Source organism: Halalkalibacillus sediminis (assembly GCF_002844535.1).
Lineage (GTDB): Bacteria > Bacillota > Bacilli > Bacillales > Alkalibacillaceae > Halalkalibacillus_A > Halalkalibacillus_A sediminis.
Genome location: NZ_PJNH01000003.1, coordinates 293,361 through 307,911, shown reverse-complemented (window position 1 = coordinate 307,911; position 14,551 = coordinate 293,361). Strand labels below are relative to the sequence as shown.

General features: G+C 39.4%; 16 protein-coding genes and 1 pseudogene. 8 read left to right on the top strand and 9 right to left on the bottom strand.

From position 1 onward, the window contains the following. Nucleotides 1–226: 226 nt before the first annotated feature. The 5 genes from CEY16_RS11275 to CEY16_RS11255 are packed head-to-tail and all read right to left on the bottom strand — an operon-like array spanning nucleotide 227 to nucleotide 4,429. Nucleotides 227–1,483, bottom strand: coding sequence for an ABC transporter permease (locus tag CEY16_RS11275; RefSeq protein ID WP_101332136.1), 1,257 nt, complete (start codon nucleotides 1,481–1,483; stop codon nucleotides 227–229). Beyond that, nucleotides 1,476–2,408 carry an ABC transporter ATP-binding protein gene (locus CEY16_RS11270; protein WP_101332135.1) on the bottom strand — a complete coding sequence of 311 codons (933 nt, stop codon included), beginning with the start codon at nucleotides 2,406–2,408 and terminating at the stop codon, nucleotides 1,476–1,478. Before CEY16_RS11270 ends, CEY16_RS11275 begins: the two co-directional genes overlap by 8 nt. 12 nt (nucleotides 2,409–2,420) lie before the next feature. Further along, nucleotides 2,421–3,293 (bottom strand): ATP-binding cassette domain-containing protein, encoded by an 873-nt coding sequence (locus CEY16_RS11265; protein ID WP_101332134.1) that lies wholly within the window; start codon nucleotides 3,291–3,293, stop codon nucleotides 2,421–2,423. Beyond that, nucleotides 3,293–3,688 (bottom strand): GntR family transcriptional regulator, encoded by a 396-nt coding sequence (locus CEY16_RS11260; protein WP_101332133.1) that lies wholly within the window; start codon nucleotides 3,686–3,688, stop codon nucleotides 3,293–3,295. The genes CEY16_RS11265 and CEY16_RS11260 overlap by 1 nt, the downstream gene beginning before the upstream one ends. A gap of 15 nt (nucleotides 3,689–3,703) precedes the next feature. Then, the gene (locus CEY16_RS11255; protein ID WP_101332132.1) at nucleotides 3,704–4,429 is read right to left on the bottom strand and encodes a hypothetical protein; all 726 of its coding nucleotides are present in this window, start codon (nucleotides 4,427–4,429) and stop codon (nucleotides 3,704–3,706) included. Between the two features lie 240 nt (nucleotides 4,430–4,669). Between CEY16_RS11255 and CEY16_RS11250 the strand changes: the two genes are divergently transcribed. The 5 genes and pseudogenes from CEY16_RS11250 to CEY16_RS11230 all read left to right on the top strand — a co-directional run bounded on the left by CEY16_RS11250 (nucleotide 4,670) and on the right by CEY16_RS11230 (nucleotide 9,341). Further along, entirely contained in the window at nucleotides 4,670–5,866 is a 1,197-nt protein-coding gene (locus tag CEY16_RS11250) for a multidrug effflux MFS transporter (RefSeq protein WP_238378836.1), read from the top strand. Nucleotides 5,867–6,180: 314 nt separating this feature from the next. Continuing rightward, nucleotides 6,181–6,615, top strand: a pseudogene (locus CEY16_RS11245) (peroxiredoxin-like family protein); the annotation flags it as partial. A gap of 334 nt (nucleotides 6,616–6,949) precedes the next feature. Next, complete coding sequence (gene adh, locus CEY16_RS11240; RefSeq protein WP_101332130.1) at nucleotides 6,950–8,470, top strand: aldehyde dehydrogenase; 1,521 nt, start codon at nucleotides 6,950–6,952, stop codon at nucleotides 8,468–8,470. Nucleotides 8,471–8,498: 28 nt separating this feature from the next. Next, the gene (locus tag CEY16_RS11235) at nucleotides 8,499–8,864 is read left to right on the top strand and encodes a DUF779 domain-containing protein (RefSeq protein WP_101332129.1); all 366 of its coding nucleotides are present in this window, start codon (nucleotides 8,499–8,501) and stop codon (nucleotides 8,862–8,864) included. Nucleotides 8,865–9,068: 204 nt separating this feature from the next. Beyond that, a complete protein-coding gene (locus CEY16_RS11230) occupies nucleotides 9,069–9,341 on the top strand; it encodes a hypothetical protein (protein WP_202908628.1) in 273 nt (90 codons plus the stop codon). A 56-nt stretch (nucleotides 9,342–9,397) separates the two neighbouring features. Here the strand turns inward: CEY16_RS11230 and CEY16_RS11225 are convergent, their stop codons facing one another. Both CEY16_RS11225 and nadE read right to left on the bottom strand, forming a co-directional pair. Continuing rightward, complete coding sequence (locus CEY16_RS11225; RefSeq protein ID WP_101332128.1) at nucleotides 9,398–9,952, bottom strand: cysteine hydrolase family protein; 555 nt, start codon at nucleotides 9,950–9,952, stop codon at nucleotides 9,398–9,400. A 5-nt stretch (nucleotides 9,953–9,957) separates the two neighbouring features. Next, entirely contained in the window at nucleotides 9,958–10,698 is a 741-nt protein-coding gene (gene nadE, locus CEY16_RS11220) for an NAD(+) synthase (RefSeq protein ID WP_101332127.1), read from the bottom strand. A 151-nt stretch (nucleotides 10,699–10,849) separates the two neighbouring features. Here nadE and CEY16_RS11215 point away from each other — a divergent pair, with 151 nt between their 5' ends. Next, nucleotides 10,850–11,557: a DsbA family oxidoreductase gene (locus CEY16_RS11215; RefSeq protein WP_101332126.1), complete on the top strand. Its 708-nt coding sequence runs from the start codon at nucleotides 10,850–10,852 to the stop codon at nucleotides 11,555–11,557. A 64-nt stretch (nucleotides 11,558–11,621) separates the two neighbouring features. Here CEY16_RS11215 and CEY16_RS11210 read toward each other — a convergent pair whose 3' ends face one another. Next, nucleotides 11,622–12,311, bottom strand: a complete 690-nt coding sequence (locus CEY16_RS11210) for a GDSL-type esterase/lipase family protein (protein WP_162297926.1) — start codon at nucleotides 12,309–12,311, stop codon at nucleotides 11,622–11,624. A gap of 59 nt (nucleotides 12,312–12,370) precedes the next feature. Next, on the bottom strand, nucleotides 12,371–12,880 hold the full coding sequence (locus CEY16_RS15335; RefSeq protein ID WP_202908627.1) for a hypothetical protein: 510 nt from the start codon (nucleotides 12,878–12,880) through the stop codon (nucleotides 12,371–12,373). A 137-nt stretch (nucleotides 12,881–13,017) separates the two neighbouring features. Here CEY16_RS15335 and CEY16_RS11200 point away from each other — a divergent pair, with 137 nt between their 5' ends. Then, nucleotides 13,018–13,839, top strand: coding sequence for an STAS domain-containing protein (locus tag CEY16_RS11200; protein WP_101332124.1), 822 nt, complete (start codon nucleotides 13,018–13,020; stop codon nucleotides 13,837–13,839). 113 nt (nucleotides 13,840–13,952) lie between these two features. After that, on the top strand, nucleotides 13,953–14,498 hold the full coding sequence (locus tag CEY16_RS11195; protein ID WP_101332123.1) for a macro domain-containing protein: 546 nt from the start codon (nucleotides 13,953–13,955) through the stop codon (nucleotides 14,496–14,498). The last annotated feature ends 53 nt before the right edge of the window (nucleotides 14,499–14,551 follow it).

Here is a 14,551-nt window from a genome sequence, read left to right as displayed (position 1 = left end):
TAAAGTATGTGAAAAACAAAGGCTTTCGCCATTAGGACTTGGCGATAAGCCAAGTTTTTCTCAATACGATAGTTCTGTTAAGATCCGTTTTGATTGTAATGAATCACTTGTAGGTGAACGCTCACTAGCATTAGATGGATGTTCACTATTGAGACTTGTGCTATCAAAAACCCAATTCATATAAAAATCCCAGCAGCTATAACAGCTACTGGGACAATCCCTCATGCTATGCTCTTAACCATTTCCAAATTTCTTGCGGAGTGGCATTTTTACCATATATCAAGATACCAATTTTGAAGATTTTACCTGCTAGTTTCATAAAGATCCAGATGCTTACCAATAAGATTGCGATCGCTATACCTACTTCGAGCCATGGCCATTCTTCTAGCATAGACAATCTAATTAGTAATGCTCCTGGTGCAGTAAACGGAATGAATGATGCTACTTGAGCAACAATACCGCTTGGATCACTCAAAATCGGTCCGATCAAAATGAAAGGAATGAACGGAAGCATTAATACGACACTCTGAAAGTTTCCGCTTGTCGTTGCGTCCTCAAGGGTCGCACCGATTCCTACGAATAGTGATGCGAACAATAAGTATCCTAGAATCGCAATCGCGACTAATAATAGTGTTTCAGGAACGAGTAAGTATTCAAGAACAGGTACATCGTCTAGCTGCCACATGGCAATAGGAACCGCAAAGCCTAACCATACAGCAACCTGCGTGATGCCTAGGCCGAAATAGCCGATGATTTTTCCCTGCATCAGTTCTCCTGGTGTTACGGATGATAAAATGATTTCTGCTACTTTATCTTTTTTCTCTTGAGAAGCACTCTGGAAGATCATCATCCCTGTAATGACAATCGAGAATAAAACGATTCCTGCAAAGATTCCTGGGATTGCTTGCTCCATGAAATCCATAGGGGATGAAGGTAAACCATCATTACTTGCAACTTCTTCGTCATCTGGCTGGACAGAAGCTTTCGTTGTTTCGAAGTTCAATGGACTCGCTACCACTTGCGTTTCTTCTTCTGAAAGACCTGCGCGTTGTAACTGTAGTTGCCGCAGAGGTTGTTCAAAGAAACGGGCGTCATTGACGAACCCTTCATTTACTTCTTCACCTAAAAGCACTTGCACATTTCCTTCTTCTAATGTTTGCTCATTCAATAAAATGAACACAGCTTCTTCTTCGTTTTCCAAACGATCCTGCATCGCTGCCATATCTTCGTCTGTCTCTATCACATTCCAATTGACGAATTCTTCTTGTTCTATGACAGGTTCGACTGATTCGTAAACGCCTAATTCATCGTTCAAATAAACGGTTCTAGCGTCTGCGTCGTCATCTCCCATGTTACTTAAAAGCGTTGGGACGGTGGCGAAAATGATAAAAATGATCGGTGTTAAAAACAATGAAATTATAAAAGACTTGTTCTTCATGTTGCGGCGCATTTCCCACTTGGCAACTTTTAAACTATTACGCATGTTGAACACCTGCTTCCTCGGCGATGTTGCGATCAGTTGCAATATCTATGAAAATTTCATGTAATGAGATTCGGTCGACAGATAATTCCTGAATATCTAATGTATCAGGCAACGACTTGATCCAAGTGGATACTCGAACATCTTGAGTAAGATACAAAATAGAAATGTCCCCATTTTGTTCAACTCTAGTAACCTCAGGAACCTTCTCCAATTCAGAGATGTTATTCTGACCATGGATCGTACATTTGAAGTTGGCATATTCCGTCTTTACTTCATCCATCGAACCATAAATCACTTTGCGTCCACGATGAATTAGGAAAAGGCGGTCACACATTTGCTCAACCAGGTTCATTTGGTGTGAACTTAATAAAATCGCAGTACCTTTAGCTGCCAATTCTTTGATTTCCTGTTTGAACAATTCTTGGCTGACAGGGTCTAGTCCTGAGAAAGGTTCATCCAATATCAACAAGTCAGGTTCATGGATAATCGAGCCAATGAACTGAACTTTTTGCCCCATCCCTTTGGAAAGCTCCTCGACGGAAACTTTATCTTTACCTTCTAAATCGAATTTCTTCAAATATTCTAATGCGCGCTTGCGTGCTTTTTCTTTCGGATAATCTTTGAGTTCTGCAAAATACAATAGGATATCCATCACTTTTACGTTTTTGTAAAGACCGCGTTCCTCTGGTAAATAACCAATCCTGTGACGAGGTATTTCTTTCCCTTTGTGATTATGAAAATTAATCTCGCCTTCATCTGGATATAGAATTCCCATGATATTGCGGATCGTTGTTGATTTTCCTGCTCCGTTCGGTCCTAAAATGGCCATGATTTCACCTTTGTGGACGTCGAATGAGATATCGCTGAGGACTTTGTCATTCTTAAACGATTTTCCCAACTGACTAACACTTAACACTCTCTCCATTGATCTTGCCTCCTATGTTGTTTTCTCTCTCTTTTTATCTAATAAAACCGTGATGATTTCCTCTACTGATAAAGGTTCACGATTAATATAGCTTAATTGATTCTTCTTAAAAAATTCTTCTGTTTCGACATTGTCTTGGGAGATGATCACTCTGTCTCCTTTTCGGTCGATTTCACCTGGAATGACTTCATGAGGCAATGACTCTTGCATCCAATATTTCTGGAATTGTTGCGTAAGTTCTTCTTTTTCGAAGGTGCCCAACTGCATTCCTTCGTGAAAAAGAACAAGATAGTCCGCTAGTTTTTTGATGTCATCTGCCTGATGGCTACTCATGATGATGGAACGTTCGCCTTTATCCATCCAGCGGACAATTTCATCCATGAATTTTGCCTTTGCTGGTATATCAATGTGGGATGTAGGTTCATCCAGTAATAGTAGTTTGGTATTTCTGGGCAAGGTGAGTGCGATGTTCAAGCGTTGTTTCCCACCAGGAGAAAGCCTGCCATATTTTTTATTCAAATTAATTTCAAATAAGTCTACTAATTCATTGAAATATTCTTCATCCCAGTCTGGATACCAAGTTGAAATTAATTCTTTCAATTGATGACCATTGAAAGGGTCACAACCTAATAGACTCTGTGGCATATAGGAAACGTGCTGTTTCCAATCGTCTTTGTTCATCAAGTAATCCTCATTGAACATGGTCAAGCTACCGTCATCATAGCTCACAAGTCCAGCCATCATTTTCAATAGTGTGCTTTTGCCTGCACCATTACTACCTACTAGACAAGTGATCGTGCCTGGTTCTACAGATAGATTTATTGGACCTAAATGAAATTCATCAATTTTTTTGCTTACTTCGTTAATTTCTACCCATTTACTCATTACGGGTTCCTCCTCTCAAAGGATTCATATATTTCATCAATAATTTTAAAAACTTCATTTTTTGAAAATTGGTAGCTTCGAGCTTTGGACACTGCTTCTTCCAATGATTGATGGATTTGTTTGCGAATTGCTTCATCTTTTTCAGTTTGATCGACAGCTTTGACGAACGTGCCCTTTCCTTGGGCTGTTCTGATGAAACCTTGCACTTCTAAGTTTTGATACGCCCTTTTAGTTGTAATGACACTGACTTCTAAGTCTTTCGATAACGCACGGATGGAAGGTAAGGGTGTGTCCTCTTTTAGTTGCCCGCTTGAAATCAGTGCTTTTAATTGTTCTTCTATTTGGTGATAGAAGGGTTCTTTTGAATCATGTGAAAGCCTGATAGGTAATTCCATGGGACGCCACCTTTCCTAAATTAGATAATCGATTTTGTTCATGTTCTTCTTCGTATAATGAATCCAATATTGAATGCTTAAGGTCGATATAAGTACCGAAATGATGATCGAAATGAGTGGGTAGTTCGCTGCCCATTCGGCCGTCCAGTATACGATGCCGTAGTCACTGAAGTAATATAACGCAAAAGAAACTAAGAAATAACCCATAACCCCAGCGATAAAATATACGATCATTTTTTGCATTGTGACATAATCACCTGAATCGCTCGCAGGATAAATGGCACCAATAACAATGCCTACTCCAATCCAAATGATAGCGAAGCTTACAAATTCCCAAATACTAAAAAGCGATTGAACATAGGGTACAAAAGCATAAATAACAACTAACAGTAAAATATGAAAGGGAATCGAATACGTAAAGAAAACGATAAAACGGCTTTTCACAAGCACGTCTTTAGGGATCGAAAGTTGATGGAGCATGACAAAGTAGGGAGAGGCCCATAGATCCCCTTCAATTTTTTGATATTGAAAGTGCTTCGGTTTACACCAGATTGCTAGAAAGCCGAAGATTATAATGAAAAACCCGTCGAACCCCATGTAATTATTCTGCATATAATCTTCGAATGAGTTATGGACCAGGAAGGGCAATATGGCCAAAATAACTAATAATAAAACTATTCCAAGCAATGATTTTTTAAGTTCAAATTTTGCAATCCAAGCTGCTTTTTTCCAGTTATCCACGGTGATTCCTCCTGAAATATGTGCTGTGCATACTGTGTATGTCTTTATATACAGTATATACACAGTGTATATAAAAGTGCAATACTTTCTCTGCGAATAATTTAAGGAGAGCAGCAGGAGGCTGTACTAAAAACGTGAAGTCTTATTGAGTTTTATTAAAAAATAAGACATTAAACTTGTGAGGATGGTGAATCTTTTTCATACTAGTAGTTAGACATTATAGAAAGAAGGCAGTATTAAATGCAGAATACAATTCACCCTATGAAAGAGAAAAAATGGCTGTTGGTGCTATTGTTAGGGGCGCTGACGGCGATGGTCCCATTAACGATCGATATGTACCTACCAGCCTTTCCGGCGATTCAATCGGAATTAGACGCGAGCACATCTCTTGTGCAATTAAGTTTGACTGCTAGCTTGCTAGGTATCGCAATCGGTCAACTGGTTATAGGTTCATTAAGCGACGTGTATGGACGGAAAAAGCCTTTGATGATATCGGTGACATTATTCATCATCGCTTCTTTTTTGTGTGCCTTTGCTCCGAACATTTGGTTCCTCGTAATTTTCCGTTTCTTGCAAGGTCTTACTGGAGCGGGAGGGATCGTGATCGGTCGTTCGATTGTCCGTGATTTATACGAAGGCTACGAACTGACAAAAATGTACGCATTATTGATCTTGGTTATGGGACTTGCTCCAATCCTAGCTCCTGTAATTGGAGGAGGCTTATTAGCTCTAACGTCATGGCGAGGTATATTCGTCGTCTTATCCGTTCTGGGTATTTTACTATTGATCATGACGATTTATAAGATTAAAGAGACGTTAGATGAAAATCAACGCTCCCAGGCTGGCCTGAAAAATTCATTAATGGTTTTTAGGGGGCTACTGAAACATAAGCGATATATAGGTTTTGCGTTAGCACAGGGCTTTACGGCTGCAGCTTTATTCTCCTATATATCAGGGTCATCATTCGTATTACAGGGGATTTTCGATTTGTCCCCTCAAATTTATGGACTTGTCTTTGGATTAAATGCAATGGGCTTCATAGGTATGAGCCAAGTGACTGGTCGACTGGCGGGTAAGGTTCCTGAAGAGAAGATCCTGAAAGTAGGCTTCCTCGTCGCTTTGATTGGTGGAAGCAGTTTAGTTGTAGCTTCTATGATTGAAGCTTCATTACTATTTGTCATATTTGGTTTGTTCTTAGTGACATCAAGTACAGGTTTGATCAACCCGACAAGCTTATCGTTAGCGATGCAGACCCAAGATAGGAATGCCGGTAGTGCTTCAGCACTGTTAGGATTATTCCAGTTCGTATTTGGAGGAATAGCAGCTCCGTTAGTCGGTGTAGCGGGCACAACCACATTGTTGCCATTGGCCCTGATTATATTGACTTGCCAAGCGTTATCAGCCCTTGCCTTTGTCATTTTTGCTCGTTCTGAATAACTTTTGCATAACTTATGTTTCGTATTATTTGATTATGGGTAAATAATTCTATACAATAATTACACAGACAAGAGAGCGAGTGAGTCGCATGTACGATGTGAAAATGTATGATAGGAAGCAGCAGATTTTTTAATGAAGCAACCTGTTTAAGAAATGAGTATGAGGTAATATTTAAATCAAGAGAGGTGTTAAAAGTGAACTTGGATTATACAGTAGAAACACAAGAACAGGGAGATGTGCGATTGGGCGATCTTCTTAAAAATGAAAAAACTGTTTTAGTATTCGGTAGACACCTTGGTTGACCATTCTGTCGCAAATATCTCGCGCAGTTGCGTGAGCAGTATGAAGAAATCAGTCAAGAAGGGTTTCAAGTAATAGCTGTAGCCCCTTCTAATGCATCATTTATAAGTGACTTCTTGGAATCATTTGGACCATATCCTTTCCCTATTGTGGGAGATCCAAAGAGAAAAGCTTATAGAGGTATGGGGCACCATACAATGCCGAAATTCAAATTACTTTCAAAGTCCTTATTAGGGTTTTTATCTGGTAAAGTGAAGAATTTCATTCCGAAAGATAAACAGCAGGCTAAGGTCGTTAAAAAGGCGATGACTAGTCAAGATGTTTATATTCAAGGTGGAACTTGGATTTTCGATGAGCAAGGAAATGTTTTGTGGAAACATATTGATACTTCTCCAGAAAAACATGCCAATATCAATGAAGTGATCAAACAAGTGAAACAAGCAGATTAAATAGAGCCTGTACCTGATGTATAAAATCGGGTGCAGGTTTTTTAATTGCGATTTTTGATGTGATTTGGTCCAAAAACATCGGCTACGAGAAGGGTTATTACATATTTTGGTCGTTATTGCGCCGCTTTCGTAGAGAATTGCGCCACTTTTTCATTTAGCAACCTTGAATAAGATTAACTATTTTGAATATTAGCTATTTTTTGATATTATTAAATGTACTAGCTCTCGATCACTTGTTTACATATTCAAAAATGAAAGCGCATACATTTAATGTAATGATTTTCTATGTGGACAAGTTCTCTGGGCTTGTAATAATTTAATTGGAGGAATGGGTATGACGTATGCTTTTCCTAACACAGATGGTGCAAAGGTAAATTTCAAAGATCGCTATGAAAACTTCATTGGTGGCAAATGGACGGCCCCGCAAAATGGACAATACTTTGAAAATGTTTCGCCTGTTACAGGTAAAACGTTCTGTGAAGTGCCGAGATCGACGAAAGAAGATGTTGAAGCAGCAATAGATGCAGCTCATGCAGCAAAAGAGGCGTGGGGAGCGACTTCTGCAGCAGAGCGTGCGAATATTTTAAATAAAATAGCAAACCGGATTGAAGAAAATTTAGAAATGTTAGCTGTTGCTGAAACGTGGGATAACGGGAAGGCGGTTCGTGAAACGCTGAACGCGGACTTACCGTTGGCTGTAGACCATTTCAGGTATTTCGCTGGTGCTATTAGAGCTCAGGAAGGGTCTATCGGTCAGATCAACAATGATACAGTTGCTTATCACTTCCAAGAGCCAATCGGAGTAGTTGGTCAAATTATCCCTTGGAACTTCCCGATATTGATGGCTACGTGGAAGCTAGCTCCAGCATTAGCGACAGGAAACTGTGTCGTATTAAAACCTGCTGAACAAACGCCTGCATCTATTCTTTTATTAATGGAACTGATTGAAGATCTATTGCCAGCGGGTGTTTTGAATATCGTCAATGGTTTTGGTTTAGAAGCGGGTAAACCACTAGCATCGAATCCTCGTATCGGTAAAGTGGCATTCACGGGTGAAACGACGACAGGTCGTATGATCATGCAATATGCTTCTCAAAACTTGATTCCAGTTACACTTGAGCTTGGTGGTAAATCACCGAATATTTTCTTCAAAGATGTAATGGATGAAGATGATGATTTCCTAGACAAAGCGATTGAAGGTTTTGTCATGTTCGCATTGAACCAAGGGGAAGTATGTACATGTCCTTCACGTGCACTGGTCCATGAAGACATTTACGATGAATTTATGGAACGTGCAATTGAAAGAGTTAAAGCAATTGCTACAGGCAATCCACTGGATCCGAATACGATGATGGGTGCTCAGGCTTCAAGTGAGCAATTAGAGAAGATTCTTTCGTATCTAGATATCGGTAAGCAAGAAGGTGCAGAATGTCTAGTTGGTGGTGAACAGAATAAGAAAGACGGCGATTTCTCAGACGGATATTATGTTCAGCCTACGATTTTCAAAGGACATAATAAGATGCGTATTTTCCAAGAGGAAATCTTTGGTCCTGTTTTAGCCGTTACTACATTCAAGACAGACGAAGAAGCTCTTGAAATTGCGAATGACACGCTTTACGGTTTGGGTGCTGGTGTATGGACTAGAAATATTAACACAGCTTATCGTTTCGGCAGAGCCATTGAAGCGGGGCGTGTATGGACGAACTGTTACCACGATTATCCTGCTCACGCAGCATTCGGTGGTTACAAAATGTCTGGTATCGGACGAGAAAATCATAAAATGATGCTGGATCATTATCAGCAGACTAAAAACCTGTTGGTTAGCTACACTCCTCAGAAATTAGGATTTTTCTAGGATCCGATTAGAAAGGTGAGGTTCTACTATGGTTGAACGCGTCACAGCGACAGATGCAACGTTAGAATTGATTGAATTGTTGAAGGAAAAGCACGGTCCAATCATGTTTCATCAGTCGGGTGGTTGCTGTGATGGCAGCGCTCCGATGTGTTATCCAGACGGAGATCTCATGATTGGGGATCAAGATATTTTTCTTGGAGAAATTGGAGAAAGCCCTTTCTACATCCATGCTAGTCAGTATGATTACTGGAAGCATACTCAGTTGATCATCGATGTTGTCGATGGCAGAGGAGGAATGTTTTCTTTAGAAGGTGTGGAAGGGAAGAGGTTTCTAACAAGGTCTAGAGCATTTTCGGATGAAGAGTTCAAGGAATTACAGCAAGAAGCGGAGTGAAGATCTAAACGAGCCGAAGAAAATTGAATAGCTCAATTTTTTAGGAAAGACAGTAGAGTTTCCTTATCAATTTAAAGACCAAATCGCATAATGATTTGGTCTTTCATTTTGTTTTGATGGTTTTCTGAAGTTTTATATGGAAATTTCATGGTAAAATAGAATAAGATTATTAATGGCGGTTTTATTGTGTTAAGGGGGGAAAAAATGAATAATATTAGTCGCTGGTTAATTGCAGGAGTTTTAATCTTATTTGGATTTTTATTGCTTAACAAAGGATTAGATTTGTGGTCAATTGGCTCAGATGTTGATGGAGAGGGTATTGGACTATATTTTTTAGGTATTGAAATAAATGATAGAGTACCAGAAGAAAGTATTCCTTCCTACGCAGTTGGATTTTTTATATCGAGTTTAGTTGTTTTAATTCTATCAGCTACAATTGTTCGAACAAATTTGAAATTGAGAAATAAAGCAAGTTAGCCAAGATAATGACGGAAAAACGCTTGGAGAAACTTCCAAGCGTTTATAACAAATCCTTAAGTAGAAAAAGCGTCTTTTATCGTCACATCACTAGTCGGTTTAATGTTACTAAAGGTCGACCGTTTGATGATTTGCAGTGCGGCATCATTGTCACTCTCTACTTCTGATGCCATGCAGTCTTTAGGAACCCAGAGGTTATAATCTCTCATGTAAGCGTCATTGGCAGTGAACAGTATACAGATGTCACCTGCAACGCCTGTCAATACAAGGTTTTGTACTTCCAACTGTCGCAACAAAATATCTAACTGAGTGCCATAAAAACCTGAATGTTTCGGCTTAATGATGAAAAATTCGTCGTCTTCAGGTCTTAGTTGATTGGCTATTTCACTTCCGCGTCCTTTTAAACAGTGCTCTATTAGTTCATCTTTATCTTCTTGCCAAAGGCCAAAGTTGTCATTTACATAAATGACCGGCAAATCAAGTTCTCTGGCTTGTTTTTTAAGTTTTTGAATTGGCTTTACGATCGGTCTGCTTTGTTCTAAAAGCCGTTCTCCTCCATCGAATTCCATGTCATTGATTATATCAATGATGACTAGTGCTGTTTTTTTCATTTATATCATCCTTTGAACTCATCAGGTCCAGGTGCAATTGATCGTTTGTGTGCGGACCCTTTGTGCAGCTGTTTGATTCTTTTTTCGTCCTCTGGGTCCACTTTCTCTCCTCGGATGTATGCGTCGATCGTGTCATAGGATACACCTAATTCATCCTCATCCGTCTGGCCTTCCCACAACTCTGCACTTGGCGGCTTATTGATTACTTGGTCTGTTACGCCTAACTCAGTAGCCATTTCGCGAACTTCCTGTTTGCTTAAGTTGAGGAGAGGTTGTAAATCAGCTCCACCGTCTCCGTATTTTGTGAAATATCCAGTGTAAGTCTCAGGCTGATTTCCTGTACCGATTACTAAGTAATCATAATTTTGCGCAACAGCGTACATTGTACTCATGCGAAGTCTCGCTTGGAAATTTGCTTTTACCATGCGGTCATTTTCGTCATTCCACTCATCATTAATCTTTTCTTGCATTGCCTTTACGGCTGTTTGGAATGTTTCAGTCAATTCGATACCTACATAATGAATGCCGGAATCTTCAGCGACAGCAACCGCGTCTTTCTGGTCTTCTACACGTTGATTGATGGGAAGAATCACCCCGAAAGAGTTTTCAGGGAAAGCTCTTTTAATCAAATAGGCAACAACAGCTGAATCAATACCTCCGCTTATACCTACTAGTGCACCTTTGGCACCTGATTGATTCACTTCTTCTTTTAACCAATTTACAAGGTAATCGATTCTTTTTTCCAAAAGAGAGGCTCCTTTCATTAACGTACGTTTTATTTATCCTTTCCTTTAATCAACAGAAAATAAACCAACCGATTTAAAATAAACAAGTTAGTTGATTTCTGGAAGTTCATATTCAATAATGTGAAAAGAGTAGATGTTTGGAGGGATTCCGATGAAAATCGAAGTTTGGTCAGATGTAGTTTGTCCATTTTGTTATATAGGCAAAAGACGATTAGAGAGAGCGTTATCTGACTTCGCTCATTCAAAAGAAGTAGACGTGGAATTCAAAAGCTTTCAATTAGATTCGAATGCAGAAAAAAATACTAACCAGAACATTCATGAAATGTTGGCTAATAAATATGGTGTTTCGTATGAAAAGGGTAAAGAAATGAACGAATCAATGGCTATGCAAGCTAAGGAAGAGGGTCTTGATTTTCATTTTGATCAGGTCATACCCACGAATACGGAAGACGCGCATCGATTAAGTCAGTATGCAAAACAACAAGGTAAAATGTATAAATTTATGGAAAGAGTGATGAAGGCTTATTTCACAGAAGGCAAGGACGTCGGTGAGCATCAAATTCTGGCTGATTTAGCAGAAGAAGTAGGGTTAGACAAGAAAGAATCGCTGCAAGTGTTAGCTGAAGGTCACTACAAAGGTGCTGTAGTGGGTGACCAACAGTTAGCTCAGCAATTGGGTGTCCAGGGTGTACCGTTCTTTGTATTTAATGAAAAATATGCGCTCTCTGGGGCTCAACCAACTGAATCTTTTAAGGAAGTACTTGAAAAAGTGTACGAAGAGGAACAGAACTCGCCTATTCAAGTTCTGAATCCATCATCCAAAACAGAATATTGCGATGGCGATTCTTGTGGAGAATAAACTCCGTTAAATGAATAGAAAATACCAAAGTACAAACCTCTTAGTTTCTTATACTAAGGGGTTTTTAATATCTTTGAAATCGGTTGATCAATGGGAAGTAACCTTTTTCTGCCGTCTCATTAGCGATGATTTCATAACCATGTTTATTTGGGTGAAGACCGTCAAAGCTGAGTAGATTTCTGTCAGTACGCTGGAAGAAAGGATATATATCTATAAAGACAATGTGATCCGAAGAAAAAGATCTAAGTATTTGATTGTAGCGCTCAACCCAGTAATCGCTATAACTTAACTGTGGATAAGGATTATACAATCCTATGATTCTGATTAAATAAGGGGATCCCTCGTTCGTTTTTGCTTTTTTGATTCTATATAAGATGGTAGATACATTCATATATAAATCGAAAGCGGATTGCTCAAAGAATTCAGGGTGATATGTTGAAAGAAAGAGACGGTTTGCCTCCAATAGATCATTTCCCCCGATTGTAATTGTAATAATATTCGCTTGGCTAATACTTTTCAATTGATGTTCGTCTCGGGTTAATTTGACTAAATCATGGCTAGTCATTTTTCTCTTGGCTATTACTTGGGTTCGAATAGGACGCTGAAGATGATTAACCGATTTTTCTGCATAACGGCCCACAAATCCCTTTGAAAAAAATGCGCCAACACCAACAGTCAATGAATCACCTAATGCTTTATATACAATAGGAGTCGCCACACTTACCAACCTTTCCGGTAATGAATTGGCATACAAAAGCTGCCTCCTTCTATTAAATGAAAGAGGCAGCTTTTTTGACTGGGGTATTGTCTCCCTTAATAAAAGAATGGGAAGAAAAATCTTCTTAAGCCGAAAAATGGGAAACGTTGTCTTCTGAATCGACGGAATCTTCTTGGATAACGGCCATAACCGAAACCTGCTCCGTACCCTGGCCCGAAGCCCGGTCCATACCCTGGTCCGCCAAATCCTCCCCCGAACCAGACACGTTCTTGATTTTCCATGTCACCACTTGGCATAATTAGAGTGACGCCTTCCTTATCGTACTCATCCACTATTCCTTCGACATACTTTCCATCGTTTGTCTCTAAAGTGACCATGTGCAATTTGTTATTTTTACACATATCGTACATTTGCTTCTTTTGCTGCTCTGGACTTAAATTTTCTTGTTGCACACCCATCTGCTGGTTAGGCATCATATTTTCTTGTGCTCCCATTTGCTGGTTGGGCATCATATTTTCTTGTGCCCCCATTTGTTGGTTGGGCATCATATTTTGATTGCCATAAGGCTGTTGCATCGGGTGTTGATTGGGTTGGTTAGGATACATCAATTTACCTCCTTTAATAGTCTTAGATATCATATTCATCGTTATAGGCGGTTGTGAACATTGAATAAACTAATTTTTGAGAATTGTTATCGAATTAGTATATAATGTTACTTAAGAACTTATGAGGAGTGACTTTCATGCATGAAGCAACTATTCGAGAAGAGATGAAGATTCTCTGTGATCGTCTTGAAGAAAAGAAAAACGACGTCGCAGACAAATTAGCAACGGATTCAGAATCTAAAGAAGACAAAAAAGCAAGCGAAGTCAGGCTTCAATTGGTAACATTCTTCATAGATGCTTGTCGTGCTGAAGAAAGAATTGATTTTAAAGGTATCTCTGATTGGGGTAAGGAAATTGCGAATTACTCAATTGAACATGGTGGTGACCTTAGTCAAGCCTTAGAAGGTGTATCTCGAACTAGACTGACTATTTGGGAGGAAATCAAAAAAATCGCTATAAAAGAAGAGTTCACTGTAGCGACAACATTTTCAATTGTCGAGAGGATTGATCCTTTATTAGATACTGCGGTCCACTCTTTCGCAGCAAAGTACATCGAGACTTATAAGGAAAAAATCCAAACTGCACATAACAACTTCCTGACATTATCAGCCCCTGTAGTACCTATGGTGAAAGGTGCAGCTGTGCTTCCTATTGTTGGTACAATCGACACTGAACGAGCTGACCTGCTGTTGAGTACTGCGTTAGATCAAGCTAGCAAACAGGATTTATCACATATTTTCATAGACTTATCAGCAGTACCAGTGATTGATACATTAGTCGCGAGCAATATTTTCAAAATCGTTGAATCAATGGAGTTAGTTGGCACGCACGCAATTTTAGCGGGAATTCGTCCTGAAGTTGCTCAAACAATGATCAACTTAGGAATCGATTTTAAATCGATTGAGACGTATTCATCACTTCATTTAGCAATTAAAAAACATAAAGAACTTTTTGAGTAAAATATTTGGTTGCGTTCCCTAGAGTAACGTATTCTTATGTTTCGCGTTATTAGACTGAGGGAAACGATAGATAGTTAAGCTGGTGTCTCAGCTTGGCTATGGAGGTTTTTGGTATGAAATGGAATTGGAATGGAAAGATATTTGATTGTATACAAGATGATATATCCGCTCAAAGTGATATAGATGTAGTAGTCAATGCAGCAAATGCTGAATTGGTTACGGGTGGAGGGGTAGCAGGAGCTTTGCATCGAAAAGCCGGTCCAGAACTCGCTGAAGCTTGTGCACCGCACGCACCTCTAGAACCTGGAGAAGTGGTTATGACCGAAGCATTCGGCCTTCCTAATAAACATGTAATCCATTGTCTTGGACCGATTTATGGATTGAATAATCCCTCAGATGAACTTCTGGCTAAGTGTTACAGAGATTCCTTGAGGCTTGCAGAAGAAAAAGGTTTGGAGAGTATCGCATTCCCTGCCATATCAACTGGAACTTTCGGGTATCCCCAGCATGAGGCTATAAAAGTTGCTATTCCGACTGTCTTAGGAGAACTAGAAAATCTGAATAACCTTAAGCATGTACGATTCGTATTGTTCGGGTCGCGCGATTTAGGGGATTATGAGGATTTTTTAACAGACGAATTAGGTAGCTCGAGTGATTAATTATGATATGAACTATTCATCAGAGAGCACACTGAATTGAACATTCGGTGTGC

What these genes read in the sequence shown, in the direction of transcription:
- CEY16_RS11275 (WP_101332136.1), bottom strand. Translation starts at nt 1,483, where the DNA reads ATGCGTAATAGTTTAAAAGTTGCCAAGTGGGAAATGCGCCGCAACATG.
- CEY16_RS11270 (WP_101332135.1), bottom strand. Translation starts at nt 2,408, where the DNA reads ATGGAGAGAGTGTTAAGTGTTAGTCAGTTGGGAAAATCGTTTAAGAAT.
- CEY16_RS11265 (WP_101332134.1), bottom strand. Translation starts at nt 3,293, where the DNA reads ATGAGTAAATGGGTAGAAATTAACGAAGTAAGCAAAAAAATTGATGAA.
- CEY16_RS11260 (WP_101332133.1), bottom strand. Translation starts at nt 3,688, where the DNA reads ATGGAATTACCTATCAGGCTTTCACATGATTCAAAAGAACCCTTCTAT.
- CEY16_RS11250 (WP_238378836.1), top strand. Translation starts at nt 4,670, where the DNA reads ATGCAGAATACAATTCACCCTATGAAAGAGAAAAAATGGCTGTTGGTG.
- adh (WP_101332130.1), top strand. Translation starts at nt 6,950, where the DNA reads ATGACGTATGCTTTTCCTAACACAGATGGTGCAAAGGTAAATTTCAAA.
- CEY16_RS11235 (WP_101332129.1), top strand. Translation starts at nt 8,499, where the DNA reads ATGGTTGAACGCGTCACAGCGACAGATGCAACGTTAGAATTGATTGAA.
- CEY16_RS11230 (WP_202908628.1), top strand. Translation starts at nt 9,069, where the DNA reads ATGAATAATATTAGTCGCTGGTTAATTGCAGGAGTTTTAATCTTATTT.
- CEY16_RS11225 (WP_101332128.1), bottom strand. Translation starts at nt 9,952, where the DNA reads ATGAAAAAAACAGCACTAGTCATCATTGATATAATCAATGACATGGAA.
- CEY16_RS11215 (WP_101332126.1), top strand. Translation starts at nt 10,850, where the DNA reads ATGAAAATCGAAGTTTGGTCAGATGTAGTTTGTCCATTTTGTTATATA.
- CEY16_RS15335 (WP_202908627.1), bottom strand. Translation starts at nt 12,880, where the DNA reads ATGTATCCTAACCAACCCAATCAACACCCGATGCAACAGCCTTATGGC.
- CEY16_RS11200 (WP_101332124.1), top strand. Translation starts at nt 13,018, where the DNA reads ATGCATGAAGCAACTATTCGAGAAGAGATGAAGATTCTCTGTGATCGT.
- CEY16_RS11195 (WP_101332123.1), top strand. Translation starts at nt 13,953, where the DNA reads ATGAAATGGAATTGGAATGGAAAGATATTTGATTGTATACAAGATGAT.